We start from the raw sequence: 24,555 nt of genomic DNA, 5'->3' as shown, positions 1-24,555 counted from the left end.
CCGGTGAATGAGAGGGTGGGGGAGTGACCCCCCTTCTCGAGAACGTCCCCGTCGGCGCCGATCCGGATGCCGTGTACCTGGGCTTCGTCGAGTGGGCGGCCTCGCGAGGGCTCACGCTGTACCCCGCGCAAGACGAAGCAGTGATCGAGATCGTGTCGGGCGCGAACGTGATCCTGTCCACCCCGACCGGCACGGGCAAGTCGCTCGTCGCGGTGGCCGCGCATGCGGCATCCCTCGCCCGGGGCGGCCGCACCTATTACACGGCGCCGATCAAGGCCCTGGTGAGCGAGAAGTTCTTCGCCCTGGTCGACATCTTCGGCGCCGAGAACGTCGGCATGGTCACGGGGGACTCCTCGGTGAATTCCGATGCCCCGATCATCTGCTGCACCGCCGAGATCCTGGCGAACCTGGCCCTCCGCCAGGGTGCCGACGCCGACGTCGACCAGGTCGTGATGGACGAGTTCCACTACTACGGCGAGGCCGACCGCGGCTGGGCATGGCAGGTGCCACTGCTGTTGCTCACGCGCGCGCAGTTCATCCTCATGTCGGCCACTCTCGGCGACGTCGAGAACATCGCCGACGACCTGACGCGCCGCACCGGCCGCAACACCGCACGGGTGACGGGCGTCGAACGACCGGTACCCCTTCACTTCGAGTACGCCCGGACGCCCGTGCACGAGACGGTGCAGGAACTGCTCGACACCCGGCAAGCGCCGATCTACGTCGTGCACTTCTCTCAGGCCGCCGCGATGGAACGGGCGCAGGCGCTGTCGTCGATCCGCATCATCGGGCGCGAGCAGCGCGACGAGATCGCCGAGGCGATCGGCGGCTTCCGCTTCACGACCGGCTTCGGCAAGACCCTCTCGCGCTACGTGCGCGCGGGGATCGGCGTGCACCACGCCGGCATGCTGCCGCGGTACCGGCGGCTCGTCGAGACTCTCGCGCAGCGCGGGCTGCTGCGGGTGATCTGCGGCACCGACACCCTCGGCGTCGGCATCAACGTACCGATTCGCACCGTGCTGATGACGGCGCTGACGAAGTACGACGGCACGCGCATGCGCCAGCTCTCGGCGCGCGAGTTCCACCAGATCGCCGGTCGCGCCGGCCGCGCAGGCTATGACACCGCGGGAACGGTCGTCGTCATGGCCCCCGACCACGAGATCGAGAACGCCGCTCAGATCCTCAAGGCCGGCGACGACCTCAAGAAGCAGAAGAAGATCGTGCGCAAGAAGGCGCCGCAGGGCTTCGTCAACTGGACCGAGCAGAGCTACGACCGCCTGGTCGCGGCCGAACCCGAGCCCCTCGTCCCGCAGATGAAGCTCTCGGCCGCCATGCTCATCAATGTCATCGCGCGCGGCGGAGACGTCTTCTCGAACGTCCGCTCCCTCGTCTTCGACAACCACGAGCCTCGCTCCCGCCAGTACGAGCTCGCCCGCCGGGCCCTCGCGATCTTCCGCACCCTCGTTCAGGCGGGGGTCGTCGAGGCCGGGGCCGACGGCATCCGTCTCACGGTCGATCTGCAGCCGAACTTCGCCCTCAACCAGCCGCTGTCTCCCTTCGCGCTCGCCGCGATCGAGATGCTCGACCCCGAGGTCGAACTCGGAAGGGCACCGGATGCCGCGCCCCCGGCGTCATCGGTCGGCACGGGCCACTACGCGCTCGACGTCGTCAGCGTCATCGAGGCGACGCTCGACGACCCGCGCCCGATCCTGTCGCAGCAGCAGTTCCGCGCTCGCGGCGAAGCGGTCGCGGCGATGAAGCGCGAGGGCATCGAGTACGACGAGCGCATGGAGCTGCTCGAGCAGATCACCTGGCCCAAGCCGCTGGACGAGCTGCTCGCGCAGGCCTACGAGGTGTTCGCGTCGAGCCAGCCGTGGATCCGCGACTTCGAGCTGTCGCCCAAGTCCGTCGTGCGCGACATGTTCGAGCGGGCGTGCTCGTTCGGCGAGTACGTGTCGCTGTACCAGCTCGCCCGCAGCGAAGGTCTGGTGCTGCGCTACCTCAGCGACGCGTATCGCGCGATCCGCCAGACGGTGCCGGTCGATGCGCAGACACCCGATCTGCTCGACCTCATCGCCTGGCTCGGCGAGGTGGTGCGTCAAGTCGACTCGAGCCTGGTCGACGAGTGGGAGCAGCTCATCAACCCCGCGGACGACCCGGATGCCCCGGTGGTGCCGCCCGCGCCGCCGTCGATCCTCACCAATCGTCGTGCCTTCGTCGTGCTCGTGCGCAATGAGATGTTCCGGCGTGTGCAGCTGGCGGCGCTGCAGCGCGACGACGAGCTGGTCGAGCTCGACCCCGACGTCGACTGGCCGGGGGTGCTCGACGACTACTTCGAGGAGCACGACACGATCGGCACCGGCGGCGCGGCGCGTTCGTCTTCCCTCGTCGTCATCGACGAGTCCTCGGCCGCCGAGGGCGTCTGGCGGGTCGAGCAGATCCTCGACGACCCCGCCGGCGACCACGACTGGCGAATCCGCGCAGAGGTCGACCTCGCCGCCTCCGAGGAGGAGGGCACCGCGATCGTGCGCGTGACCGAGGTGCTGCGGCTCTGATCGCTCCTCCTGAGGGCGGCCCGGGCGAAGTTCTCCACTGTCCGACATCATCCCCGCGGGGCGGGAGCACGGTGCTCTACAGTCATTGCATCCCACCCCGAAAGGATTGCCCGATGGAGACTCTTCCTCTGCTCTCGACGGCGGTCGGTCTGGTCGTGACGCTCTCCGTCACCATCCTGAGCGGGATGAAGTGGATGCTCGGCCGTGTCGAGCACCGGACCGATGCCCGCTTCGCGGAAATGGACGCGCGCTTCGAGCGGATGGACGCGCGGTTCGACCGGATGGAAACCCGCACCGATGAGCGCTTCGCGGAGGTCGGAGCGTCTCTCATGGAGGTCAAGCTCGGTCTCGCCCGCCTCGAAGGCCCGCACCCGCCGTTCCTCATCGCGCGCGGCTGAGCCGTCGCGCGGACGTGAGCCGTGGCGCGGACGGAACCACCGCACGAACGACGGATGCCGAGGCCCTGAGGCCCCGGCATCCGATGTGTTCTGCGGTGATTACGACTTGCGGGCGACGCGGTTCTCGGCGCTGACCATCCACGACAGCTGCTCGAGGCGCTCGAGCACGCCGTGCAGGATGTCGGCGCTGGTCGGGTCTTCGTCATCGACGTCATCGTGCACGTCGCGGACGGTGCCGACGGTCGCGTCGAGACGCTCGGTGATGAGGTCGATCACCTCGGCCGTGTCGACCTCGCCCTGGGGGAACTCCGGCAGGGTGGTGGTCTCGGCGATGGTGTCGCTGCGTCCGTCGGGCAGCGCGTGCAGGGCACGCATACGCTCGGCGATCTCGTCGCTGAACTCACGGGCGGCGTCGATGATCTCGTCGAGCTGCAGGTGCGTGTCGCGGAAGTTCTTGCCCACGACGTTCCAGTGGGCCTGCTTGCCCTGGATCGACAGCTCGATCAGGTCGACGAGGACGGCCTGCAGGCTGTCGGTCAGCTTCTCCGAGGCCTGGAAGCCCTTCTCGGCGTTCTGCTCGTCGGTGGTCTCGGGACCGCTGCCGCCGCGGGCCGGGCGACGACGGTTCTTGGTGGGGGCGTCCTTGGTGGTGGTGGACATGCGCGTTCCTTTCACTCACGGTCGATAGCGACGTTAGGCGGGACGCTCGAGCGCTCGACGGGGGTTGCGACTGCGGCGGAGGAGGGGTAATCAGACCCCGTCCGTAGCCGCTCCCGCTCGATCCGACAACCCCGGTCTGAGCGGAGGGCCTCGTTTCTAGCGTGAGGGAGTGCCCACGCCTCCCGCCCCGTCTCGTCCGCTGCGCGATTACGCTGCGATAGGAGACGGGCGCACCGTCGCCCTCGTCGGTCTCGACGGCTCGGTCGACTGGTTGCCGCTGCCGAACATCCACTCGCGTCCCGTCTTCGCGCGACTCGTCGACGAGACCGCCGGTGGATGCATCGAGCTGGCACCGGTGGGCGAGTACGAAGTGACGCGACGCTACATCCCGCGCACCAATGTGCTCGAGACGACCTTCACCACGAAGACGGGTGTCGCCACGATGACCGATGCCATGGTGACCGGTATCGCCGGACGCCTGCCGTGGGCGGAGCTCGCTCGCCGCGTGGATGGGGTGAAGGGAGAGGTCGAGTTCGCCTGGTGCGTGCAGCCCGGCACGATGCTGCGCTCGGCGGCCCCCTGGACCGAGCGCATCGACGGCTTCTCGATCATGCGCATCGGCCACGTCTCGCTCGCCGTCACGGGCCACGAGCACGGACTGCACGGCGATCCGGATGCCGGGAACGAGAGCATCGACGGACGGTTCACCGCCACCAAGGGGTCGCGGCACCTGCTCGTGATCGCCGCGACCGAGGGGGAACCGCTGCGCATCCCCGACGCCCTGAACGTCGATCGCGGCATCGACCGCACCATCGGCGGCTGGCAGATGTGGTCGGACGAATTCTCGTACGACGGCCCGTGGGCCGACGATGTCCAGCGCAGCGCCCTGGCCCTCAAACTCCTGCTGTTCAGCCCCACCGGGGCGATCGCGGCCGCGGCGACGACGTCGCTGCCCGAGAACCCGCGGGGCGGAAAGAACTGGGACTACCGCTTCGCCTGGGTGCGCGACCTCGCCTACACCGCCCACGCGTGGGTCGGCTTCGGCCTTCGCGAAGAGACGCACGCGGCGATCTCATGGCTCTTGCGCACGATCCGCAAGAACGGGCCCGAGGTGCAGGTGATGTACACGCTCGACGGCGACGCCGAGATCGGACTCGAGAAGCACGAGGTGCCGGGCTGGAACGGCAACCAACCGGTCGTCACGGGCAACCCCGCGCAGGGGCAGCTGCAGCTCGGCGTGTACGGCGATCTCATCGCCCTGTGCCGCACGTATGTCGAGGCGGGGAACCGTCTCGACATCCAGACCGGGCGCCTGCTCGCAGACGTCGCCGATCGTACCTGCGATCTCTGGCGCCGCGAGGACTCGGGGATGTGGGAACTGCCCGAATTGCGCCATTACACCTCCTCGAAGATGGGGTGCTGGAAAGCCCTCGACGACGCGCAGTGGTTGGCCGGCGGCGGGCACATCCCCGACAACGGCGACCGCTGGCGCGCCGAGCGCGATCGCATCCACGCGTGGGTCGACGAGCACTGCTGGTCGGAGAAGCTTCAGGCGTACACGATCGCCCCGGGCAGCGATGACCTCGACGCGTCCGTCCTCTTGCACGCCCCTACCGGCTTCGACCGCGGAGAGCGCATGTCGAAGACCCTGGATGCCATCACCGAACGACTCACGACCGAGAACCACCTCGTCTACCGGTACACCGGCATGGACCAGGAGGAACAGACCTTCGTCGCCTGCGCCTTCTGGCGGGCGACCGCTCTCGCGTGCGTCGGCCGTCATGACGAGGCCATCGAGGCGATGGACGCGCTCGTCGCCCAAGGCAACGACGTGGGCATCTACTCCGAGATGATCGCCGAGGCCGACGGGGCGTTCTGGGGCAACCTGCCGCAGGCGCTGAGCCACCTCGCCCTCATCAACGCCGCCCTCGTCATCCGCGAACTCGTCGACGACGCCGAGCTCGGCGACCGCTGAACCCCGTCGGGGCACCCCGCCTCGGCATCCATCCCTCCTGAAAGGACGCGCCATGAGCACGCAGTACACGTTCACCGACCCGACCACGCTCTACGCCGACATCGAACCGCAGGCGCAGGATCAGCCCGAACCCGGCCTCGACGCCAAGATGACCCCGAAGGCCGCCCTCGGCGAGGACACCTACGTCGGCAGCGACCGGTTGAAGGGACGCAAGGCGCTCATCACCGGCGCCGACTCGGGTATCGGGGCGGCCACCGCGATCGCCTTCGCCCGTGAGGGTGCCTCGGTCGCCATGTCGTACCTCCCCGAGGAGAAGGTGGATGCCGACCGCATCGCCGGCATCCTCCGCGAGGCGGGCGCGACCGTTGTGCAGATCCCGGGCGACCTGCGCGAGCGCGAGTACGCCACGACCCTCGTCAAGGAGGCGGTCGAGGGGCTCGGCGGGCTCGACATCGTCGTCAACAACGGCGGCAAGCAGATCTTCAACGAAGACATCACCACGCTGTCGGACGAGCAGTTCGACGACACCTTCAAGACCAACGTCTACGCGATGTTCTGGATCTGCAAAGAGGCCGTGCCGCACCTTCAGCCCGGGTCGACGATCATCAACACCACGTCGATCCAGGCGTACTCGCCGGCTCCCATCCTCGTCGACTACGCCTCGACGAAGTCGACGATCAACACCTTCACCAAGGCGCTCGGCCAGCAGCTCGCGCCGAAGGGTATCCGCGTGAACGCGGTCGCCCCGGGCCCGATCTGGACGCCCCTGCAGGTCACCGACGGACAGCCGAACGAGAAGGTCGACGAGTTCGGGGAGGAGACCCCGCTGGGACGCATGGGTCAGCCCGCCGAACTCGCACCGGCGTACGTCTATCTCGCGTCGGCGGAGTCGAGCTACGTCATCGGCGAGACGCTCAACGTCAACGGCGGGATGCCGACGCCGTAAGCGCGCGCCGCAGAGGGGCCGTCGTCCGGATTCGGACGGCGGCCCCTCGTGGTTCATCGTCATGAGGACGGGAAGGAACACGAGAACAGCGCGGTTTCCCGTGAGCCGGCCTGTTCCGGGCGCATCCCCCGTTCTCGTGCCGCGGGCCAGGGATCAGATGAGCGGCTTGCGGTAGAAGATCTCGCCGTCTTCGGTCTCTTCGGAACGGTGGTAGCCCTCGCGCTCGTACAGGCGTTGGTTGGCTACGCTCAGGGCGCCGGTGAACAGTTCCGCCTCGGTGGCTCCGGCTTCTCGGCCACGCTCTTCGACCGCGGCCAGCAGCAGTGTGCCCAGGCCTTCGCCCTGCTGGTCGGGCGCGATGGCGAGACGACCGATGAGCAGGAGTTCGCCGTCGAGGCGGGCGCGCACCGCGCCGACCAGGCGGTGCCCTGCGACGGCGACGCAGCCCAGGTTCTCGACGAGCTCCGCGCGCAGCTCCTCGAGGGTCTGCGTGAGCGGGGGCATATCGGGGTCTCCGTAGATGAGCGCTTCGCTCGCGAACGCGGCGCGTTGGATCGTGAGCACTTCGCCCGCGTCGTCGGTGTCGATGGGGCGGATGGTGGGCGAGTCGGTCATCGGGATCCTCTCGGGGGCTGATGAAGCGTTCGGTTACCTATCATGGGCGGAGGCGTCCCGCCTTTCCGGCGGTCGACCCCCCTCTCTATGAACGATTTCTTCGACACCAGCGTGCGCACGAGCGACGCCGCCGAGACGCAGGCCTGGCTGCAAGCGCAGTATGGGCACGTCGTGGTGCAAGCGGATCGAGGCACCTTCGCGGAGCACGCCGTCGGCGACGCCTCCTTCTCGATGCGGCGGCTGACCTGGCGATGCCGGGCCGAGGTGATCTATGAGGCGGATCGGTTCTTTTTCGCCACCTCGACACCGGGATACGCGTGGACCATCGGGTCCGAGACCGGGGAGTACAGCGTCGAGCCGGGTCTCGTGCAGCCGGGGCACGAGCTGATCGGCCGTCCGGACGACACCGACCTGCACCTGATCGCTTTCGACACCGACTGGTTGATCGAGACGGCGCGAGCGATCTACGGCGACGACGACCTCTCCGTGCGCTTCGCTGGAACGGGCCCCGTCTCGCGTCGGCTTCGCGACTATTGGCTCGCGACGGTGCGCTGGTCGCTCACGCAGGCGCCCCTGATGACCGAGCCCCTCGTGCGCGCCCACGTGCGTCGCACCCTCGCGATCGCCACGCTCGAAGCCTTCCCTCTCGCGGGAGACCCGCGCGAGCGTCGAGCCTCGGCCATCGAGCAGGCGTCGATCTACACCTCGGCGACGTCGTGGATGGACGACCACGCCTCGCTGCCGGTCACCGTCGACGACGTCGCGCGCGCCGTCGGCAGCTCTGTCGCCGGCCTCCGCCGGTCGTTCGCCGCGAACGGTCAGCTCAGCGCGACGCCCGAGGAGTATCTGTCGACGGCGCGGGTGAGCGCCGCCCATGCCGACCTCGTCGGCGCCGACCCCACCTCCGTCACCCTCCGCGACGTCGCGGCTCGGTGGGGGTTCACCGACACCGCGGCTTTCGTCGAGGCCTACCGCGCGGCCTATCGCGTGGATCCCCGTCGCACGCTCGAACGCTGACGGCTCAGCGATCGCGGTCGGTGTACTCGCCGGGGTCGTCGAGGTTCTCGCGCGACTCGTGTCCGCCGGGCTGCTCCACGTCGGTGTAGGCGCCCGCCTCATCGGCGCGGGGGCGCGATTCGCTGCCGTCGGCGTGCTCGGTGTCGACGTATTCGCCGGGAAGGTCGGAGCTCCCGCGGTCGGCGGTACCGTCCGGCAGCTGCACGTCGGTGTACTCGCCTTCACCTGGTCCGGTGCCGTGTCCTGAGTCATGTCCGTTGACGTCGCGCTCGGCCATGTGCGCCTCCTGAGTTCGATGGTGTCACCGACGTTAGACCCCGGATGCCGAGCCCGCGGCGGTCTTGACACGCGCACTGCCGCGGGCCGCTCGCGGTGTCAAGGCCGAGCGCCGAGCGGCGGTGCAGGCGCACCGTGGAGGGATGCCCGCTCTCGCCATCATCCTCGTCATCGTGGGCCTCGTGCTCCTGTTCCTCGGCATCTTCGTCGAGGCCGTGAAGTTCCTGCTGTGGATCGGCGTGATCATCCTCATCATCGGGATCATCGCCGCGCTCCTGCGATTCATCCGCCGTCAGGTCTGACCCCCGATCCCGCCGTGCGGGATCGTTCCATGCCGCCCCCGCCCGACGCTTGCGACGGTGCGGGGCGGCGTGCGTTCCGACACTCAGCGCGAGATGAGGTCGCGCGCGCGAGCGGGACGCACCGCGACGACGGCGTCGAGGGCTGGGCCGATCTCGGGATAGCGGAACGAGAATCCCGCCTCCGTCAGCACGCGCGGAACGGCCCACCGGCTCTTCAGCACGAGTTCGGGCTCGTTGCGCAGCACCGCCATGGCCGGGTCGAGCATCCACCGGTAGGCGGGCAGGCCGAAGGGGGCGCGCGCAACGCGGCGCAGTTCGCGCATGAGCGTGCGGTTATCGGTGACGCCGGGAGCCGAGAGGTTGACTGGCCCGGCGATCTCGTCGTGATCGCGGACGAAGCGGACGGATGCCACGACATCGTCGATGTGGATCCAGCTGAAGCGCTGCCTTCCCGATGTCTGGCGCCAGCTCGACCACACGGGACCCGTCGGACGGGGTCCGATCCCGCGGTACCGGCGGTGCGGGAACCACCAGCTGTCGATCTGGGGTCCGCCGAGACCGAGTCGCGCGAGGGCGAGCAGGATGCGGGTCGCCGGTCCGTCGCCGAAGACGATCGCCATCCGCAGGGCCACGCGGCGCGTGGCGGGGAGGTCTCCGGCGAACAGGGCGCGTTCCCAGTTGGTCGCGACGTCGACCGAAAAGCCTTCGCCCGTGATGCCGTCCCGCTCGTCGTTACCGTGCTCGGTCTCGTGCCGGTAGATGGTCGCGGTCGACGCGTTCATCCAGACGCGCGGAGGGCGCTCCGCGTTCGCGACGGCCTCGTGTAGCGCCCGGGTGGTGGCGACGCGCGAGCGCAGAATCTCGTCGCGATGCGCATCGTTGTACCGACACGACACGATCTTCCCCGCCAGATTGATGAGCACGTCGGCTCCGTCGACGAGCCGAGCGATTGCGCCAGGGTCTGTCCACACCGCGTCCCCGGCGCGCCCGACCGTCGCCACCTCGTAACCGTCCGCACGGAAGGCGTCCGTCAGCGCGCGGCCGATGAAGCCGCTCGCGCCGGCGATCACGACACGGGGTGGGGTCACGGCATCCTCCTGGCCTGGGTGGGTTTCAGCCTAGGGGCGGGCTTTCGCCGCGGCGTCGCCGTCCGACCGGCAGGACGAGATGGTGACCGCCGACGCCCGCTGGATCCCGCTGCCGACCGCGGTGGCGCGCGACGCTCTCGTCGACCAGCCGGATCAGGTCCGCGTCTCGCGCGGAACGCCCACTTCTCGGCCGCTGACACCCGTCCGGTCCGAGCGTCGTCGCCTGGCACAATGAGTCCCATGCGACGACAGGCTCGGGCGACACGCGTAGCGCGCGGTACCGCCGCGGCATCCGTCGCCACCTTCGTCGCTCTGCTCTCGCACGTCAGCGGGGGAGGAGAGGTTCCCGGCCTGTTCGGTGTCGCCGTGCCGCTCGCTCTGTCGTTCGTCGTGTGCACGGTGTTGGCCGGGCGCCGCCTGTCGACCTGGCGCCTCGCGGTGGCCGTTGCGGTGAGCCAAGTGCTGTTCCACACACTGTTCGTGCTCGGCAGCTACGACCTGGCCGCCGCGGCGCACGTTCACGGCTCCGCCCTCCCGGTGCTCACGGGCACCGCGCTTGCGCCGGTGAGCCCGCATGCCGCGATGTGGCTCGGCCACGCCGTCGCCGCTGTCGCCACCACCCTGGCCCTGCACCGGGGCGAGCGGACGCTCGCCGCCCTGCGCATCCTCGCGGAGCGCAGCGTCGTGTGGCTCCGCGCGCGGGTGCGCGTCGTGCTGACCCTTCCCGCGGCGCCGTCCGTGCGGCGAACCGTGCCCGTCGTCGTCGTCGCGGTGCGTCCGCACTCGGCCTTCATGGTGTCGTCCGCGCACCGGCGCGGGCCTCCTCTCGCGGCATCCTGAGTCTCGCTCCGCCCGCCTCTCGCGGCGGCGGAGCGATCGACCGCTGTGCCGTGCACCTCGCCGGATCAGCGCGATCGTCGACGTGTCTTCGGGCGCGTCCCCACCCTTCCGGCCCACGCCGTCGCCCCTGAGGAGGGGCCGCCGTGGGCGACGGCGTCCGCCCTGCGCGGCGTCCTGTCACGAGCGCATCCTGCGTTCGGAAAGAGACCTCGATGTTCCCTGCTGCTCCCCTCACGCCGATTCCGGCCCCGCCGTCGATCGGAGCCCGCGCATGACCGCCGTGGGCGCTGACCCGAAGGCCACCCCGTCCGCTCCCGCTGCCGCGGACAGGGCGTCCTCTCGCGGGTGGTTCACCGCGCTGCTGCGGCGCCTGCACTTCTTCGCGGGGCTGTTGGTGGGGCCGTTCATCCTCGTCGCCGCGCTGAGCGGCGCGCTGTATGCGATCACCCCGACCCTCGAGAGCACCCTGTACGCGCACGAGCTCACCGCGTCCTCGACGGCGCCGGCGGTACCGCTGGCCGAACAGGTGTCGGCCGCGGAGCAGTACGTCGGCGGCGGGGCGACTCCCGTCGCCGTGCGTCCAGCACCTCAGGCCGGGGCGACCACGCGCGTGATGTTCGCCGACGACACCTTGCCCGAGAGCACGACGAGGGCGATCTTCGTCGATCCCGCCACCACCGAGATCCGCGGCGACCTCCCGGCCTACGGCACGAGCGGTGCGCTGCCGTTGCGGCACTGGATCAGCGACCTGCACCGCTCGCTGCACCTCGGAGACGTCGGCCGCTGGTACAGCGAGCTCGCGGCGTCGTGGCTGGGGATCGTGGCTCTGGCTGGACTGGGACTCTGGATCGGACGGTTCGTGCGCAGCCGCCGGGGTCGCCGCGATCTGCTGCGACCCAACCGGCGGCACACGGGTTACCGGCGTCTGTCGGGCTGGCACTCGGCCGTGGGCATCTGGGTCGTGGTCGGGGCGCTGTTCCTGTCGGCCACGGGCATCACGTGGTCGACCTTCGCGGGCGCGAACGTGGCCGAGCTTCGCACCCTCGTGGGCGAGGGGACTCCCGCCCTCACGACCACCCTCGACGGGGCGTCCGCGGCCGGAGGCGAGCACGCGCACCACGGCGGCGCGCATTCGTCGGGTGCGCCGTCCGCGGATCCGGCGACCTTCGACGCGGTGTGGGCCGTGGCCCGAGACGTGAACGTGAACTCCGGCGACCTCGAGATTCGTCCTCCCGCCTCGGCGGGCACGGCCTGGGTCGTGCAGGAGATCCACCGGAGTTTCCCGACGGAGGTGGATGCCGTGGCCATCGACGGATCCACCCTGCGGGTGACCGACCGGGTTGACTTCGCCGACTACCCGCTGCTGGCCAAGCTCTCGCGCTGGGGCGTCGATCTGCACATGGGCACGATGTTCGGCCTCGCGAATCAGCTCGTGCTGTTCGCTCTCGCGATCGGCATCGCCGGCCTCGTCGTGCTGGGGTATGCGATGTGGTGGAAGCGGCGACCGGCCGGAAGAGTCGCCGCGGCGCCCGCGCACGGCGTGCTGCGACACGCGCCGTGGTGGGGAACCGGGGCGGTACTCGTCGCGGCCGTCGCGATCGGACTGGTGCTGCCGCTGGTCGGGTACACACTCGCGGTGTTCGTGCTGGTCGACGTGGTGCTCGGGTGGCGTGCCCGCCGCGCCCGGAGATCCCTCTCGAGAGGGAGGTGACGACGAGGCGGCGTGCGTAGCGTGGGAATCTCTCTCCCCCCCCCGGAAGGATTCTCGTGACTCTCGCCCGTCGCCTCGCCGCCGCCCTCTCCTTCGTCGCCGTCGCGGCGCTCACCGCCTGCGCGAGCGCCGCGCCGGGTACGCCCGCGAGCGCGGCGGCATCCGTCGACATACCGGACACCCCCGTCGGGGAACGCGTGTCGTGGATCATCGACCGGCTGGAGGCCGATGCCGACACCACACCGGGGGAGTGGGCGCGCGTCCTGCACGAGAGCTTCCTCGCGCAGGTGCCCGCGGAGCAGGTCGCCGAGCTCGTCAATCGCCAGCTGCGTCCGGCCGCTCCCTTCACGGTCACGGCGTACCAGGGCACCGAGACCCAGGCCGTGGCGACCCTGGCGGGAGCCCTGGGCGACCCGTTCGACCTCTCTCTCACGATCGACGGTGCGAGCCGCATCACCGGGATGGTGTTCGGACCCGTGGCGGAACCGTGGTCTCCCTCGGCCTCTCTCGACGAGGTCGAGCAGCGCCTCGCCGACCTCCCGGGGGAGGTCAGCGCCCTCGTGCTCCGCGGTGACGAGGAGGCGCTCGCCGTCGATGCGAACCGGCTGGCCCCTCTCGCCTCGGCCTTCAAGCTGTACGTGCTTCTGGCGGTGGCGGATGCCGTGGCCTCCGGCGACCTGTCGTGGGACGAGAAGCTCGTCCTCCGTGACATCGACCGGAGCCTGCCATCGGGTGAGCTGCAGACCGCGCCCACCGGGACCGAGGTCTCGGTGCGAGACGCCGCCTCCGCGATGATCCGCATCAGCGACAACACCGCGACCGACCTGCTGATCACGAGGCTCGGGCGCGAGCGCGTGGAGGCGGCGGTGGCGCGGTCGGGTCACAGCGACCCGGCCGTGCTCTCGCCCTTCTTCTCGACCAAGGAGCTGTTCACCCTCGGGTGGGGCGATGCCTCGCTGCGCGCCGAGTGGAACTCCGCAGACGACGCGGGCAAGCGCGCGCTGCTCGACCGGATCGACGCGGCGCCCCTCGCCGTCGAGGTGGCCGACGTCGCGACCCCCGTGTGGCAGGACGGATTCGACTGGTTCGCCAGTGCGAACGACATCGCCGCCGTCCACCGCGCGCTGCAGCAGACGCAGGATGCCGAGGTGCTCGGCATCCTGAGCGAGAACCCCGGGCAGGGGCTCGACCTGGGGACGTGGCCGTACGCCGCGTTCAAGGGCGGGTCGAGCCTGGGAGTGCTGACGGGCAGCTGGTTCGCGCGCGACGACGCGAGCGAGGCGACGGTCGTGTGGCTCATGGCGGACGACGACGCACAGGCGGTCACCGGCGCGATGAGCGACTTCTTCCACCTGGCTCAGGACGCCCTGCGCCTCGCCCACTGAGACGACGATCCGCGCATCCCGGGCGAGAGCCCCGGGCATGCGCGGATCGTCGCGGCGCGCGTCAGGCGTCGTCGGGGTCGGGCAGGCTCTGCGCGATCCTGCTCGAGGCGGCCGAGTCGCGGCCGACGCCCGGCTGGAATCTCGCGATGGGGTCGTCGCGGTCGACGTGCGGCTCGCCGCCGTCATCGGAGCGCGACGGCGACGCGGGGGTGCGGATCGCCTCGTCCTGCGCGTCGTCGCGGGGCTCGTGGTCGGGACGGCTCGTGTCCTCGGCGTGGCGCGAGGTCGATCCGACCTCCCCGCGAGCGTCGTCGGTGCCGCGCTCGCCCGCGCCGTCGGCGGCGCGTGTGCCGACGCCGGCGAGGTCGTTCTGGCTCGAGATCCCCTGGAGGCGTGCCTCGTCGTCGGGGTCGATACGGGCGGTGCCCACGGCACCGGAGTCCGCACCGGCGGCGCCGGCGGGCACGTCGGCGGCGAGGCCGTCGGATTCGGGGACGAGGTTCTCTTCGTCGGCTCCGGGGAGCCGGTCGGCGGGGGAGTCCATGGTGTTCCTTCCGTGGGTGTGCCGCCACGCTAGGCGCGCCGCGCCCGCGATCGGACGGGGTTGACGCGGCCCGCGATGTCGGACGGTCTGGTTAGGCTCGACTCACGCTTCGAAAGGAAACCGCAATGCAGCAGCGCCCTCTCTCCCGAACCGGCCGTCGGGTCTCGGCCGTCGGTCTCGGCACCTGGCAGCTCGGCGCCGACTGGGGCGACGTCAGCGAAGACGACGCGCGCGCCGTCCTGGCGGCCTCGGCAGACGCCGGTGTCACCCTCTTCGACACCGCCGACGTCTACGGAGACGGCCGGTCGGAGCAGATCGTCGGGTCGTTCCTGAAGGAGCGGGGTGCCGACGACATCACCGTGGCGACCAAGATGGGTCGCCGCGAAGACCAGGTTCCCGAGAACTACGTCATCGAGAACTTCCGCGGCTGGCTCGACCGTTCGCGGCGCCTGCTCGACACCGAGACGCTCGACCTGGTGCAGCTGCACTGCCCGCCGTCGGCGGTCATCGACGACGACGCGACGTGGGACGCTCTCGACCAGCTCGTGTCGGAGGGCGTGATCGCCGCCTACGGTGCCTCGGTCGAGACCATGGATCAGGCCTTGTCGGCCCTGACCCGGCCGAACCTCACCAACCTGCAGATCATCTTCAACCCGTTCCGCCTCAAGCCGCTCGACGAGGTGCTGCCCCTCGCGGCCGAGAAGAACGTCGCGGTGTTCGCACGGGTGCCGCTCGCCAGCGGTCTGCTCTCGGGGAAGTACACGCGCTCGACGACCTTCGACGCGAACGACCACCGCACCTACAACCGCAACGGCGAGGCCTTCGACAAGGGCGAGACGTTCTCGGGTGTGCCCTTCGACGAGGGCGTGGCCGCGGCCGACGAGCTGAAGGCGGCGCTTCCCGAGGGCGTGACGTTGCCGGCCGCGACTCTCGCGTGGATCGCCTCGCGAGAGGGCGTCACCTCGGTGATCCCGGGTGCGCGCTCGATCGACCAGGCGGCGGCCAACGCCCAGGCGGCGGAACTGCTCGACGGAGGTTTCGACCTCGGGGCCTTCGACGCCCTGGTGCGCGAGGTCTACGACCGTCGCCTCCGGGCGGAGATCCACCCGCAGTGGTGACCCGCACATGACGAAAGCCGGGCCCGTCCCTCACGGACGGACCCGGCTTCTCTCATCGCTCGACGTCAGCTGACGTCGCCGCGCCAGGCGCCGGACTCGGCACCGCGCGACTCGATGTACTTCTTGAAGTTCTCGAGGTCCTTCTTGACCGAGTGGTCGTCCGCGCCGAACGCCGCGCCGAGCTTCTCGAGGACGCCGGTGGGGGCCCAGTCGATCTGGACCGTGACGCGCGTCTCATCGTCCGAGAGACGGTGGAAGGTCACGACTCCGGCGTGGTTCTCGTCGCCGCCCACGCTGTTCCACGCGACGCGCTCGTCGGGGTGCTGTTCGGTGATCTCGGCGTCGAACTCGCGCTCGGCACCGGCGATCTTCACCTTCCAGTGCGTCAGGGTGTCGCTCTTCTGCGTGATGGACTCCACGAAGCTCATGAAGTGCGGGAACTCCTCGAACTGCGTCCACTGGTTGTACGCGACGCGGACGGGAACGTTGACGTCGATGGTTTCGATGACCTGTGCCATGGTGTCCTCTTCTCGTGTGATTTCCGGGGCTGATGTCAGTCTTCGACCGATGCCGCCGACCCGACCCCGGGGTTGAGGGATCCGCGTTCGTGCCCTATACGCGCAGGCGTGTGGTCTGGACCCCTGGCGTGAGGGGGGCGGGGCAGCGCCCGCGTCATGCCCGCCCGCGCAGGATGAGGTGCCAGTACACCCACGGGAGGACGCGACGATCGGCGATCCACGACAGGCGGCGCTCGCGATACAGCGAGCGCCAGAACGGCACGGTCGGCTTCAGCCGACCCTTCCGGTCGAACTCGGCGAAGACGACCGTGCCGCGCGAGACGGTGAACGGCACGACGCTGTAGCCGTCGTACGTCGCCGAGGGTGCACGCCCCGCGAGCGCGGCCCTCATGTTCCTGACGAGCACTTTGGCCTGCGGGCGGATCGCCCCGCCCGAGCGCCGCGTCGCGACGGTGGCGGCATCGCCGATGGCCCAGACCTCCGGGTGGCGGGTGTGCTGCAGGGTCTCGGGATCGACATCGACGAAGCCGTGCGGATCATCGGATGCCGCAAGGCCGCTGCCCGCGATCCATTCCGGTGCTCGCTGCGGAGGCACAGCGTGCAGCACGTCGTACGCCAACGTCTCTTCCGCATCGCCGCGACCGATCACGAGCGTGCGGGAGTCGGCATCCACTCGTCGAACGTCCCGGCTGTAACGCACCTCGATGTCGTATGCGTCGAGTGTGCGGCGGAGTTCGTCGTCGACGGCCGGGATGCCGAAGGGCACGGGATCCGGGCACACGAACACCACGCGGAGGTCGTCGCGCACCCCGATCGCCCGCCACCAGTCGCACGCGAGGTACATCGGTTTCTGGGCGGCCGCTCCGCACGAGGCAGGCTCGGGCGGTTGGGTGAAGACGACCGTGCCCGAGCGGAGGTTACGGAGCACCGGCGACGCTTTCGCGGCGAGCTCGTAGTCGTAGTTCGAAATGCCGCTGGGGGCGGCCATCGCTTCGGGCAGACCCGGGATCTGCTCCCACGCCATGCGCATGCCCGCGCTGACCACGAGCTGGTCGTAGTCGAGGTGTCCGCCTGAGACGAGGTGGACGCGGCGGGCCTCGGCATCCACGGTGAACACTTCGTCGCGCAGCCATCGCACTCCCGCAGGGATGACGTCGGCCTGATTCCGTGCGGCCTCCGAGGCGCGCGCGGTGCCGCCGGCGATGTGCGACTGGAGGGGGGCGAAGACGTGGATCGTGCGCGGTTCGATGACGGTGATGTCGCCGAGGCGCAGCCGGTGCAGGCGCCCGGCGACGGACAGGCCGGCGTTTCCGCCGCCGATCACGACGATGCGCGGGGAGTCGGTCATGGGAATCCTCTCGTTTTCCTCACGGTGCGGCCTCGCGCGTTGCCCGACCAGTGCCTTGACACCACCGGTCCCGCGGACGACGCCTCACGTGGACGACCGGGGGCCCCTCGTCGACCGGGGGCGTCCGAGACGGCTTCGCTCGCGGTGCTCGTACGAAAGCGGGGATGCACGTGTCAAGGCCCGGGGCTCGAGGCGGAGCGCCCCGTTGGATGAGAAGACCGCCGTTCCCGGCGGTGACGCGCGTGCCACGAAAGGACCCCTCATGAGCGACGCTTCGATCGACCCGACCCCCGACGCGACGAACCCGGCCGCCGACGCGGGCATCGCCGCCGTGCAGCCCCTTCGCGACGGCGACACGTCCATCGAGCCCGACCCCGCGCTCGACCCCGCCCAGGCGGAGTGGGACGCCACGAACGCCCTCGACGAGGGGGCGGACCCGGCCGATATCAACCCGGCGACCGCCACGGGTGCCGATCCGGCCGAGATTCCCGCGGACGACAGCGACATCCCGCTCGAGGACATCCATCCCGAATCCACCGGGACCGACTCGCAGGGAGAGGACCCGGGCGTGGTCGAACTCGGCGAAGAGGGCCAGGGCGACCTCGCCCCCGAAGACCTCTGACCCCTCCGCCATGCCCCGGGCCCGATCGCGGCGCCCGGGGCATGGTGCCGCGGGCGCCGCGCCGATGGTCCCGAAGCGGAGGCAGAGCGCGGCGGCGCGGCCGGGCCGCGCTCGCGGCTCGTGCCCTACTGCTCGATGGGCTGAGGGGTGCTCTCGTGCGCCTCGATGACGCCGTCGCCGTCGTCGGTCGAGACGGCGATGCGGCGCGGCTTCGCCTTCTCGCTGACCGGAATCGTCACGGAGAGCACGCCGTTGCGGTACGACGCGCTGATGCCGTCGGTGTCGATGCCCTGGCCGAGATTGAGCTGGCGGACGAACGAGGCCGTCTCGCGCTCGCGGGTGATCCACTTCACCCCCTCGCCCGAGCCCAGGGTGCGCTCGGCGCGGATCGTCAGCAGCTGACCGTCGACGTCGATGTCGACCGAGCCGGGGTCGACGCCGGGCAGGTCGGCGGCCAGGACGTAGTGGTCGCCGTCGCGATAGAGGTCCATCGGCATCCGTCGCGGACCACCGCCGCGGCGGGCGTCGAGGAGCGTCGACGCGAGGCGGTCGAGGTCGCGGAAGGGGTCGTAGGTGGCCATGGTCGTTCTCCTTTTCGATCGTCCGGGATCTGGCATCCCGAGGTTCTGAAGTTGAGCCGAGGCGACTCAACTGCGACGAGATTAGCACTCGGGTGGACAGAGTGCCAAGAGGCGAACGCGCGTGCGATCTCGACAGCGGTCGGTCCGACCTCGGGCGCGCGGCCGATCCCGCCCTCGGCGCGGTAGCGTCGGGGGGTGACGGATGCCGCGGTCGAGCCGCCCCTCGTGCGCTCGCTCTGGGGTGCCACCCACCCGGGCCCGACCCTCGTGGTCACCGTCCTCGCGCTGGCCCTCGGCATCGCGGCGGGCGTCGAGCCGTGGCGCTTGGCGGTGCTCGTCGTCGCCGTCTTCGCCGGTCAGGTCTCCGTCGGGCTCTCGAACGACGCGATCGACGGCGCGCGCGACGCGGCGGTCGGTCGTACCGACAAGCCGATCGCCGGGGGAGCGGTGACGCCGGAGCGCGCGCTCGGGGTGGCCGTGGCATCCGCGATCCTCGCCATCGCCCTGTCGCTGCCCCTCGGACCGGCTCTCGTGGCCGCCCACGCCGTCGCGCTCGCATCCGCCTGGGCGTACAACGCGGGTCTCAAATCGACGCCGCTGTCGATCGTGCCCTTCGTCGTGAGCTTCGGGTTCTTCCCCTCGTTCGCGACCCTGAGTCTCTCGCCGCCCGCGCTCGCCGCGTGGTGGGCATCTCTCGCGGGGGCGGCCCTCGGAGCCGCCGTCCACCTGACGAATGTCGTGCGCGACCTCGACGACGACCGGCGCACCGGGGTGCGCGGACTTCCGCACCGTCTGGGAGCGCGGGCGTCTACGGTGATCGCCGCGTGCGGGATCGTCGTCGGAGCGGTCGCCGTGTTCGCCGGCACGGATGCCACGATCGCCGGCGTCGTCTTCCTCGCCGCGGTCGCAGCGGTCGCGGTCGGCGCCGTGGCGCTGGTGTTCGTGCGGCCGCCCGGGCGGGCGGTGTTCCGATTGACCATGTTGGCGGCGCTGCTCCTCGCCGCGCAGCTGGTCGTCGCCTGAGCTCGCCTACTGCGGCCGCACCCGCAGATGCGTCACGCCCCCGTCGACCTCGAGCGCGGTGCCGGTCGTCGAGCCCGCGCTCGGACTCGCGAGATACATGATCGCGCCGGCGACTTCGGCGGGCGTGACCATCCGCCCCGTCGCCTGGCGGGCGTCGAGAGCGGCGCGCTCGGCCACGGGGTCGGGGAAGTCTTGCAGCATCCGCTCGACGAAGGGCGTCGAGACGGTGCCGGGGCTCACGCAATTCACCCGCACGCCCTCGCGCACATGGTCGGTGGCCATCGCGTAGGTGAGCGAGAGGATCGCACCCTTCGAGGCGTTGTAGACGGCGCGCCGGGGCAGACCGTTCATGGCCCCGATCGAGCACACGTTGACGATCGACGCGTGCTCCGAGTGCGTGAGGTACGGCAGCGCTGCGGCGCAGGCACGGGCCGTGCCGCGCACGTTGATGTCGAGCACGCGGTCCCAGTCGGCCTCGGTCGCCTCCTCGACGGTTCCGACGCAGCTCACCCCGGCGCTGTTCACCAAGACGTCGACCCCGCCGAATCTTTCTGCGACGGCCGCCATCGCGGCATCCACCGACTGCCGGTCGGTCACGTCGGCGTGGAAGCCGGCCAGATCGTCGTCGAGACCGTCGGTGACGAGATCGAGAACGGCGACGTGCGCCCCGCGGGCGGCGAAGGCCGTCGCGGTCGCGAGCCCGATGCCCGATGCTCCGCCGGTGACGACCACGGCCAGCCCGCGGAACTCCTCGGTGCTCATGCCTGCACCATCGTCTGACGAGCGCGGCCGAGGCCGTCGATCTCGAGCTCCACGACGTCGCCGGCGCGAAGGTACGGCGTGTCGGGCATCCCGAGGGCGACCCCCGCGGGCGTTCCCGTGTTCACCAGGTCGCCGGGACGCAGCACCATGAACTGCGAGAGGTACCAGACGACGTGCGCGACGGAGAAGATCTGCGACGCCGTCGAGCCGTTCTGCCGCTCGACGCCGTTCACCCACAGCCGGAGGCCCAGTGCTTGCGGGTCGGCGACGTCGGTCGCCGGCACCAGGTCGGGCCCGAGCGGGTTGAACGTCTCGCAGCTCTTGCCCTTGTCCCACTGCCCGCCGCGCTCGAGCTGGAACTCCCGCTCCGATACATCGTGCGAGACGACGTACCCGGCCACGTACGCGAGAGCGTCGTCGGGGGAGGAGAGATAGCGCGCGGTGGTGCCGATCACGACACCGAGCTCGATCTCCCAGTCCGTCTTCGTCGACGTGCGCGGGATGAGCACGTCGTCGAAGGGACCGACGATCGTCGAGGGGTCCTTCATGAACACGACCGGCTCGGCGGGGACGCTCGCCCCCGTCTCGGCGGCGTGGTCGTGGTAGTTCAGCCCCACGCAGACGATCTTCCCCGGGGGAGCGATCGGTGCGCCCACGCGGAGCCCCTCGGCGCCCGGGAGATGTGCCAGCTCGCCGCGCTCGACGGCCGCGCGAGCGCGGACGAGTCCGTCGGCGGAGAGGAACGCCCCGTCGATGTCGGCAGTCAGGGACCGCAGGTCGTAGACGACGCCGTCGTGGCGCAGGGCAGGGATCTCGGCGCCGGGGGCACCGAGTCGGGCGAAGGTCATGCGGTTCTCCTCGAGCGGATCATCGGGCGACGGGGTCGGCGGACTCGGCGCCGTGGAGTTCGGATCGGCGGATGCCGCCCTGCCAGTCGCCGGGGTGCAGACAGGCGTAGGCGCCGGCTCTCGCCGCCGTGTTCAGGCGGGTGGTGGCGTCGCTGCCGGCGAAGCGTTCGGACAGGTAGCCGGCGGCGAACGCATCTCCGGCGCCGACCGTGTCGACGGCGGTGATGGGCAGAGCGGCCACACGGCGCCGTTCCCCGTCGATGACTGCCACGGCACCCTCGCTCCCCAGAGTCACGATGGCCTCGGCCGGCCCCGCGTCCGCCAGCGCGCGGGCGAGGTCCTCCGGGGCGGGGTGGGGATGCAGCATCCGCGCTTCGTCGTCGCTGGCGAAGACGATGTCGGCGCGGGCGACGACGTACGCGTACGCTTCGACGGCCTCGGCGTGCCCCCAGAGGCGGCTGCGGTGATTGACCGCGAACGAGACGAGGGCGCCGACGGATCGCGCGCGATCCACCGCGACGATCACTGCTTCGCGCGCCGACTCCGACAGGGCGAGGGTGACGCCGGTGACGTGCAGGATATCGCCGGCGCCCAGCGGCAGCTCGTCGAGGTCGGCTGCGGCGAGGCGGCTGCCCGCGCTCCCGCGCCGGTAGTAATCGACGGTGGTGGCACCGGCTCGCGGCGTCGACTTGAGCATGAGTCCGGTGGGCGCTCCGCCGTCGATGCGGGCGAGAACGTCGACACCCTCGGAGCGGAGGTCTCCGACGACCCGGCGGCCCAGCGCGTCATCGCCCACGCGACCGAGCCAGGTGACGGGTACGCCGAGCCGCGCCAGCCCGATCGCGGTGTTCCCTTCGGCTCCGCCGGTCGCGACGCGCGCCTGCGATTGATGCTCCCAGCCGCCCACACCGTCACCGAGGATCAGTCCCATGCTCTCGCCGAGCGTGACCACGCGGTTCATCGGGCGGCCCGGACGTCGTCGCGGATGCGGGCGCAGTCGGCGGCCGCGGTACGGATCGTGTCGAAGTCGCCGCGCGCGATCACGTCGCGCGGCACCATCCAACTGCCGCTCGCCGCGAGCACCCACGAACGTCGGAGGTAGTCGCCGAGGCTGCCCGGATCGACGCCGCCGCTGGGCACGAACCTCATGTCGGGGAACGGCCCGTGCAACGCGTCGAGGTAGCCGGCACCGCCGAGATGCCCGGCAGGGAAGATCTTCACGTCACGGAAGCCATCGGCCAAGGCCCGCTGGACCTCGGTGGGCGTCGCGACACCCGGGACGACCTCGACCCCGCCGGCACGCAGACGGTCGGCGATCGCGGGGTCGTAGCCCGGCGTGACGGCGAAGCTCGCGCCCGCGTCGATGGCGGCATCCGCCTGCTCGACGGTGAGGACGGTGCCCGCGCCCGCCAGAAATCCGTCGATATCCGCGGTCGCGGCGATCGCGGCGAGACCGGCGGGGGTACGCAACGTGAACTCCGCGCAGCCGATGCCCCCGTCGCGCAGGGCGAGGGCCACATCGCGCGCACGATCGGCGTCGTCGAGCACCACGACGGGAACGATACCGACGGCGCTGATGCGTTCGGTAAGCGCAGACCGAGATCGCGTCATCGCCCGAGCCATCCTCCGTCGACCGGCAGGGTGATGCCCGACACGTAGTCCGACGCGCGGGAGGCGAGGAACACGGTCGCCCCGGCGAGGTCGGATGCGTCGCCCCACCGTCCCGCGGGGATGCGCTCGAGGATGGCCGTCGAGCGCGCCGCGTCGGCGCGCAGGGCCTCGGTGTTGTCGGTGGCGATGTACCCCGGCGCGATCGCGTTGACGTTGACGCCCTTCGACGCCCACTCGTTGGCGAGCGCTTTCGTCAGCCCGGCGATACCGGACTTGGCCGCGGTGTATCCCGGCACGTTGATGCCGCCTTGGAAACTGAGGAGCGAGGCGGTGAAGATGATCTTCCCGCGGCCGCGCGCGAGCATCTGCCGGGCGACCGCCTGGGTGAGCCGGAACGGGCTGCTCAGGTTGATCTGCAGCACCCGGTCCCACGCGTCGAGCTCGTGGACGGCAGCGGGAGCACGCTCGATGGTGCCGGCGTTGTTGACGAGGACGTCGATGTGGCGCTCCGACAGGTCTGCGGCGAGGTCGTCGACCGCGGACGGATCGCCGAAGTCGCAGGCGATCCCGGTGAACGAGCGTCCGACCGCCGTGACGGCCCGTTCGATCTCGCTGCCCGACGCCGTCTGCGAGGCGCTGACGCCGATGATGTCGGCACCGGCCTCGGCGAGACCGAGGGCCATCGCGAAGCCGATGCCGCGTCGTGCTCCGGTGACGACGGCCGTGGTGCCCTCGAGCGAGAAGAGGCCGCTCATGCCTGGCCTTCCACGTCGACGAGGATCTTCATCGCGCGGCCGGCCTCGAGGTCGGCGAAGGCTTCGGCCGTGGCGCTGAGGGGCACGATGCGGGTGATCAGCAGATCGGTGGGGATGACCCCGTCGGCGACGAGCTCGACGGCGGTCTCGAAGTCGGTCCGCTGGTAGACGCGGGCGCCGAGCAGACGCAGTTCGCGCCAGAACATCCGCTGCAGGTCGATCTCGCGTGGGGTGGGGTGGATGGCGACCACCACGATGGTGCCCCGCACCTTGGCCAGGCCGGTGGCTCCGCGCACGGCGGCGGCCGCTCCCGAGACCTCGAAGACGACGTCGGCTCCGGCGCCGTCGGTCCACTCCTCGACGACAGTGACCTGATCCCGCTCTCGAGGGTCGAGGGTCGAGAAGCCGAGTTGCTCGATCTGGGCGCGGCGCTTCTCGTCGAGTTCGATCACGAGGACCTCGGCGCCGACATGGCGCGCGACGCAGGCGATGAGAACGCCGATCGGGCCCCCTCCGATGACCACGGCCTTGTCTCCGGCGGCGAGCTCGGCGCGTCGCACGTCGTGCACGGCGACGGCGACCGGCTCGACGAGCGCGGCGTGATCGAGAGCGATGCCCGCGGGCAGGCGCACGAGCGTCTCGACCGGCACGTTCCACAGGCCCTGGAGCGATCCGGGGGAGTCGATCCCGATGAAGTCGAGGTTCTGACAGATGTGCTCGTTGCCCGCGCGGCAGGCGGGGCACGTGCTGTCCCAGGCGAGCGGCATCACCGTGACGCCGTCACCGATTTCCCACCCGCCGACGCCGTCTCCCAGAGAGGCGATCGTGCCGCTCATCTCGTGGCCGAACACGAGCGGGGTCTCGACCCGCGCGTCCATCGAGCCGTGCAGGATGTGCAGGTCCGTTCCGCACAGGCCTGTATACGCCACGCGAATCTGGACCTGGCCGGGGCCGGGAGGGGTGGCATCCGCCTCTCGGACATCGATTGTGCGATCGCCCACGTAGGCCGCTGTCAGCATTGACTCTCCTCGATTGGATGGCTGTTCCCTCCATCATG

The 24,555-nt window shown here is 70.6% G+C and carries 27 protein-coding genes; 13 read left to right on the top strand and 14 right to left on the bottom strand.

The features are described 5' to 3' along the window. Nucleotides 1-23 precede the first annotated feature (23 nt). On the top strand, nucleotides 24-2,555 hold the full coding sequence (locus DEU35_RS08150) for an RNA helicase (RefSeq protein WP_116239184.1): 2,532 nt from the start codon (nucleotides 24-26) through the stop codon (nucleotides 2,553-2,555). A 113-nt stretch (nucleotides 2,556-2,668) separates the two neighbouring features. Next, the gene (locus tag DEU35_RS08145) at nucleotides 2,669-2,953 is read left to right on the top strand and encodes a hypothetical protein (protein ID WP_116239183.1); all 285 of its coding nucleotides are present in this window, start codon (nucleotides 2,669-2,671) and stop codon (nucleotides 2,951-2,953) included. Nucleotides 2,954-3,052: 99 nt separating this feature from the next. Here the strand turns inward: DEU35_RS08145 and DEU35_RS08140 are convergent, their stop codons facing one another. Next, nucleotides 3,053-3,613: a Dps family protein gene (locus DEU35_RS08140; protein ID WP_103206025.1), complete on the bottom strand. Its 561-nt coding sequence runs from the start codon at nucleotides 3,611-3,613 to the stop codon at nucleotides 3,053-3,055. A 169-nt stretch (nucleotides 3,614-3,782) separates the two neighbouring features. Between DEU35_RS08140 and DEU35_RS08135 the strand changes: the two genes are divergently transcribed. Together DEU35_RS08135 and DEU35_RS08130 are read left to right on the top strand one after the other, a co-directional pair. Further along, complete coding sequence (locus DEU35_RS08135; protein WP_116239182.1) at nucleotides 3,783-5,588, top strand: glycoside hydrolase family 15 protein; 1,806 nt, start codon at nucleotides 3,783-3,785, stop codon at nucleotides 5,586-5,588. 52 nt (nucleotides 5,589-5,640) lie between these two features. Beyond that, the gene (locus DEU35_RS08130; protein WP_116239181.1) at nucleotides 5,641-6,534 is read left to right on the top strand and encodes an SDR family oxidoreductase; all 894 of its coding nucleotides are present in this window, start codon (nucleotides 5,641-5,643) and stop codon (nucleotides 6,532-6,534) included. 153 nt (nucleotides 6,535-6,687) lie between these two features. Here DEU35_RS08130 and DEU35_RS08125 read toward each other — a convergent pair whose 3' ends face one another. Then, nucleotides 6,688-7,149, bottom strand: a complete 462-nt coding sequence (locus tag DEU35_RS08125; protein WP_116239180.1) for a GNAT family N-acetyltransferase — start codon at nucleotides 7,147-7,149, stop codon at nucleotides 6,688-6,690. An 87-nt stretch (nucleotides 7,150-7,236) separates the two neighbouring features. Here DEU35_RS08125 and DEU35_RS08120 point away from each other — a divergent pair, with 87 nt between their 5' ends. Further along, nucleotides 7,237-8,166, top strand: coding sequence for a helix-turn-helix domain-containing protein (locus tag DEU35_RS08120; RefSeq protein ID WP_170210625.1), 930 nt, complete (start codon nucleotides 7,237-7,239; stop codon nucleotides 8,164-8,166). Between the two features lie 4 nt (nucleotides 8,167-8,170). Here the strand turns inward: DEU35_RS08120 and DEU35_RS08115 are convergent, their stop codons facing one another. Next, nucleotides 8,171-8,443, bottom strand: a complete 273-nt coding sequence (locus DEU35_RS08115; RefSeq protein WP_103206030.1) for a hypothetical protein — start codon at nucleotides 8,441-8,443, stop codon at nucleotides 8,171-8,173. 142 nt (nucleotides 8,444-8,585) lie between these two features. On the opposite strand from DEU35_RS08115, the gene DEU35_RS17120 reads away from it, so the two are divergent. Then, on the top strand, nucleotides 8,586-8,744 hold the full coding sequence (locus DEU35_RS17120) for a hypothetical protein (protein ID WP_180993321.1): 159 nt from the start codon (nucleotides 8,586-8,588) through the stop codon (nucleotides 8,742-8,744). Between the two features lie 83 nt (nucleotides 8,745-8,827). Here DEU35_RS17120 and DEU35_RS08110 read toward each other — a convergent pair whose 3' ends face one another. After that, nucleotides 8,828-9,832 carry an epimerase gene (locus DEU35_RS08110; RefSeq protein WP_116239179.1) on the bottom strand — a complete coding sequence of 335 codons (1,005 nt, stop codon included), beginning with the start codon at nucleotides 9,830-9,832 and terminating at the stop codon, nucleotides 8,828-8,830. A gap of 82 nt (nucleotides 9,833-9,914) precedes the next feature. Between DEU35_RS08110 and DEU35_RS17115 the strand changes: the two genes are divergently transcribed. The 4 genes from DEU35_RS17115 to DEU35_RS08095 all read left to right on the top strand — a co-directional run bounded on the left by DEU35_RS17115 (nucleotide 9,915) and on the right by DEU35_RS08095 (nucleotide 13,768). Further along, nucleotides 9,915-10,067 (top strand): hypothetical protein, encoded by a 153-nt coding sequence (locus tag DEU35_RS17115; protein WP_170210624.1) that lies wholly within the window; start codon nucleotides 9,915-9,917, stop codon nucleotides 10,065-10,067. Nucleotides 10,068-10,072: 5 nt separating this feature from the next. Then, a complete protein-coding gene (locus DEU35_RS08105) occupies nucleotides 10,073-10,672 on the top strand; it encodes a hypothetical protein (RefSeq protein WP_116239178.1) in 600 nt (199 codons plus the stop codon). A gap of 271 nt (nucleotides 10,673-10,943) precedes the next feature. Then, nucleotides 10,944-12,383: a PepSY domain-containing protein gene (locus tag DEU35_RS08100; protein WP_116239177.1), complete on the top strand. Its 1,440-nt coding sequence runs from the start codon at nucleotides 10,944-10,946 to the stop codon at nucleotides 12,381-12,383. Nucleotides 12,384-12,439: 56 nt separating this feature from the next. Next, the gene (locus DEU35_RS08095; RefSeq protein ID WP_116239176.1) at nucleotides 12,440-13,768 is read left to right on the top strand and encodes a Cpe/LpqF family protein; all 1,329 of its coding nucleotides are present in this window, start codon (nucleotides 12,440-12,442) and stop codon (nucleotides 13,766-13,768) included. Between the two features lie 61 nt (nucleotides 13,769-13,829). On the opposite strand, the gene DEU35_RS08090 is transcribed toward DEU35_RS08095, so the two are convergent. Then, nucleotides 13,830-14,312, bottom strand: a complete 483-nt coding sequence (locus DEU35_RS08090) for a hypothetical protein (protein ID WP_116239175.1) — start codon at nucleotides 14,310-14,312, stop codon at nucleotides 13,830-13,832. 125 nt (nucleotides 14,313-14,437) lie between these two features. On the opposite strand from DEU35_RS08090, the gene DEU35_RS08085 reads away from it, so the two are divergent. Continuing rightward, nucleotides 14,438-15,430, top strand: coding sequence for an aldo/keto reductase (locus DEU35_RS08085; RefSeq protein WP_103206036.1), 993 nt, complete (start codon nucleotides 14,438-14,440; stop codon nucleotides 15,428-15,430). 65 nt (nucleotides 15,431-15,495) lie between these two features. On the opposite strand, the gene DEU35_RS08080 is transcribed toward DEU35_RS08085, so the two are convergent. Together DEU35_RS08080 and DEU35_RS08075 are read right to left on the bottom strand one after the other, a co-directional pair. Then, the gene (locus tag DEU35_RS08080; RefSeq protein WP_116239174.1) at nucleotides 15,496-15,948 is read right to left on the bottom strand and encodes an SRPBCC family protein; all 453 of its coding nucleotides are present in this window, start codon (nucleotides 15,946-15,948) and stop codon (nucleotides 15,496-15,498) included. A 154-nt stretch (nucleotides 15,949-16,102) separates the two neighbouring features. Further along, nucleotides 16,103-17,296 (bottom strand): NAD(P)/FAD-dependent oxidoreductase, encoded by a 1,194-nt coding sequence (locus DEU35_RS08075; protein ID WP_103206038.1) that lies wholly within the window; start codon nucleotides 17,294-17,296, stop codon nucleotides 16,103-16,105. A 262-nt stretch (nucleotides 17,297-17,558) separates the two neighbouring features. Here DEU35_RS08075 and DEU35_RS08070 point away from each other — a divergent pair, with 262 nt between their 5' ends. After that, complete coding sequence (locus DEU35_RS08070) at nucleotides 17,559-17,918, top strand: sugar ABC transporter ATPase (RefSeq protein WP_103206422.1); 360 nt, start codon at nucleotides 17,559-17,561, stop codon at nucleotides 17,916-17,918. A gap of 125 nt (nucleotides 17,919-18,043) precedes the next feature. Here the strand turns inward: DEU35_RS08070 and DEU35_RS08065 are convergent, their stop codons facing one another. Then, nucleotides 18,044-18,499, bottom strand: a complete 456-nt coding sequence (locus DEU35_RS08065; RefSeq protein ID WP_103206039.1) for an Hsp20/alpha crystallin family protein — start codon at nucleotides 18,497-18,499, stop codon at nucleotides 18,044-18,046. Between the two features lie 195 nt (nucleotides 18,500-18,694). Here DEU35_RS08065 and DEU35_RS08060 point away from each other — a divergent pair, with 195 nt between their 5' ends. Next, the gene (locus tag DEU35_RS08060; RefSeq protein ID WP_116239173.1) at nucleotides 18,695-19,522 is read left to right on the top strand and encodes a UbiA family prenyltransferase; all 828 of its coding nucleotides are present in this window, start codon (nucleotides 18,695-18,697) and stop codon (nucleotides 19,520-19,522) included. 6 nt (nucleotides 19,523-19,528) lie between these two features. On the opposite strand, the gene DEU35_RS08055 is transcribed toward DEU35_RS08060, so the two are convergent. Genes DEU35_RS08055 through DEU35_RS08030 form a run of 6 tightly spaced genes read right to left on the bottom strand, consistent with a single transcriptional unit; the run spans nucleotide 19,529 to nucleotide 24,517 of the window. Next, entirely contained in the window at nucleotides 19,529-20,284 is a 756-nt protein-coding gene (locus tag DEU35_RS08055) for an SDR family NAD(P)-dependent oxidoreductase (protein WP_116239172.1), read from the bottom strand. After that, nucleotides 20,281-21,132 (bottom strand): fumarylacetoacetate hydrolase family protein, encoded by an 852-nt coding sequence (locus DEU35_RS08050; protein WP_116239171.1) that lies wholly within the window; start codon nucleotides 21,130-21,132, stop codon nucleotides 20,281-20,283. The genes DEU35_RS08055 and DEU35_RS08050 overlap by 4 nt, the downstream gene beginning before the upstream one ends. Nucleotides 21,133-21,151: 19 nt before the next feature. Then, nucleotides 21,152-22,093: a sugar kinase gene (locus DEU35_RS08045; protein WP_116239170.1), complete on the bottom strand. Its 942-nt coding sequence runs from the start codon at nucleotides 22,091-22,093 to the stop codon at nucleotides 21,152-21,154. Further along, nucleotides 22,090-22,743 (bottom strand): bifunctional 4-hydroxy-2-oxoglutarate aldolase/2-dehydro-3-deoxy-phosphogluconate aldolase, encoded by a 654-nt coding sequence (locus DEU35_RS08040; protein ID WP_116239169.1) that lies wholly within the window; start codon nucleotides 22,741-22,743, stop codon nucleotides 22,090-22,092. The genes DEU35_RS08045 and DEU35_RS08040 overlap by 4 nt, the downstream gene beginning before the upstream one ends. Continuing rightward, nucleotides 22,740-23,498 carry an SDR family oxidoreductase gene (locus DEU35_RS08035; RefSeq protein WP_116239168.1) on the bottom strand — a complete coding sequence of 253 codons (759 nt, stop codon included), beginning with the start codon at nucleotides 23,496-23,498 and terminating at the stop codon, nucleotides 22,740-22,742. The genes DEU35_RS08040 and DEU35_RS08035 overlap by 4 nt, the downstream gene beginning before the upstream one ends. After that, complete coding sequence (locus DEU35_RS08030) at nucleotides 23,495-24,517, bottom strand: zinc-binding dehydrogenase (RefSeq protein ID WP_116239167.1); 1,023 nt, start codon at nucleotides 24,515-24,517, stop codon at nucleotides 23,495-23,497. The genes DEU35_RS08035 and DEU35_RS08030 overlap by 4 nt, the downstream gene beginning before the upstream one ends. Nucleotides 24,518-24,555: the final 38 nt, after the last annotated feature.

It is taken from the genome of Microbacterium sp. AG157 (genome assembly GCF_003385695.1).
In the GTDB taxonomy this organism is placed as follows: Bacteria; Actinomycetota; Actinomycetes; order Actinomycetales; family Microbacteriaceae; genus Microbacterium; species Microbacterium testaceum.
This window is presented reverse-complemented; position numbering and strand designations above follow the sequence as displayed.

Bases quoted from the DNA above. Each gene is read 5' to 3' on its own strand.
- DEU35_RS08145 (WP_116239183.1), top strand. From the start codon at position 2,669: ATGGAGACTCTTCCTCTGCTCTCGACGGCGGTCGGTCTGGTCGTGACG.
- DEU35_RS08140 (WP_103206025.1), bottom strand. From the start codon at position 3,613: ATGTCCACCACCACCAAGGACGCCCCCACCAAGAACCGTCGTCGCCCG.
- DEU35_RS08130 (WP_116239181.1), top strand. From the start codon at position 5,641: ATGAGCACGCAGTACACGTTCACCGACCCGACCACGCTCTACGCCGAC.
- DEU35_RS08125 (WP_116239180.1), bottom strand. From the start codon at position 7,149: ATGACCGACTCGCCCACCATCCGCCCCATCGACACCGACGACGCGGGC.
- DEU35_RS08120 (WP_170210625.1), top strand. From the start codon at position 7,237: ATGAACGATTTCTTCGACACCAGCGTGCGCACGAGCGACGCCGCCGAG.
- DEU35_RS08115 (WP_103206030.1), bottom strand. From the start codon at position 8,443: ATGGCCGAGCGCGACGTCAACGGACATGACTCAGGACACGGCACCGGA.
- DEU35_RS17120 (WP_180993321.1), top strand. From the start codon at position 8,586: ATGCCCGCTCTCGCCATCATCCTCGTCATCGTGGGCCTCGTGCTCCTG.
- DEU35_RS08105 (WP_116239178.1), top strand. From the start codon at position 10,073: ATGCGACGACAGGCTCGGGCGACACGCGTAGCGCGCGGTACCGCCGCG.
- DEU35_RS08100 (WP_116239177.1), top strand. From the start codon at position 10,944: ATGACCGCCGTGGGCGCTGACCCGAAGGCCACCCCGTCCGCTCCCGCT.
- DEU35_RS08090 (WP_116239175.1), bottom strand. From the start codon at position 14,312: ATGGACTCCCCCGCCGACCGGCTCCCCGGAGCCGACGAAGAGAACCTC.
- DEU35_RS08085 (WP_103206036.1), top strand. From the start codon at position 14,438: ATGCAGCAGCGCCCTCTCTCCCGAACCGGCCGTCGGGTCTCGGCCGTC.
- DEU35_RS08080 (WP_116239174.1), bottom strand. From the start codon at position 15,948: ATGGCACAGGTCATCGAAACCATCGACGTCAACGTTCCCGTCCGCGTC.
- DEU35_RS08075 (WP_103206038.1), bottom strand. From the start codon at position 17,296: ATGACCGACTCCCCGCGCATCGTCGTGATCGGCGGCGGAAACGCCGGC.
- DEU35_RS08070 (WP_103206422.1), top strand. From the start codon at position 17,559: ATGAGCGACGCTTCGATCGACCCGACCCCCGACGCGACGAACCCGGCC.
- DEU35_RS08065 (WP_103206039.1), bottom strand. From the start codon at position 18,499: ATGGCCACCTACGACCCCTTCCGCGACCTCGACCGCCTCGCGTCGACG.
- DEU35_RS08055 (WP_116239172.1), bottom strand. From the start codon at position 20,284: ATGAGCACCGAGGAGTTCCGCGGGCTGGCCGTGGTCGTCACCGGCGGA.
- DEU35_RS08050 (WP_116239171.1), bottom strand. From the start codon at position 21,132: ATGACCTTCGCCCGACTCGGTGCCCCCGGCGCCGAGATCCCTGCCCTG.
- DEU35_RS08045 (WP_116239170.1), bottom strand. From the start codon at position 22,093: ATGAACCGCGTGGTCACGCTCGGCGAGAGCATGGGACTGATCCTCGGT.
- DEU35_RS08040 (WP_116239169.1), bottom strand. From the start codon at position 22,743: ATGACGCGATCTCGGTCTGCGCTTACCGAACGCATCAGCGCCGTCGGT.
- DEU35_RS08035 (WP_116239168.1), bottom strand. From the start codon at position 23,498: ATGAGCGGCCTCTTCTCGCTCGAGGGCACCACGGCCGTCGTCACCGGA.
- DEU35_RS08030 (WP_116239167.1), bottom strand. From the start codon at position 24,517: ATGCTGACAGCGGCCTACGTGGGCGATCGCACAATCGATGTCCGAGAG.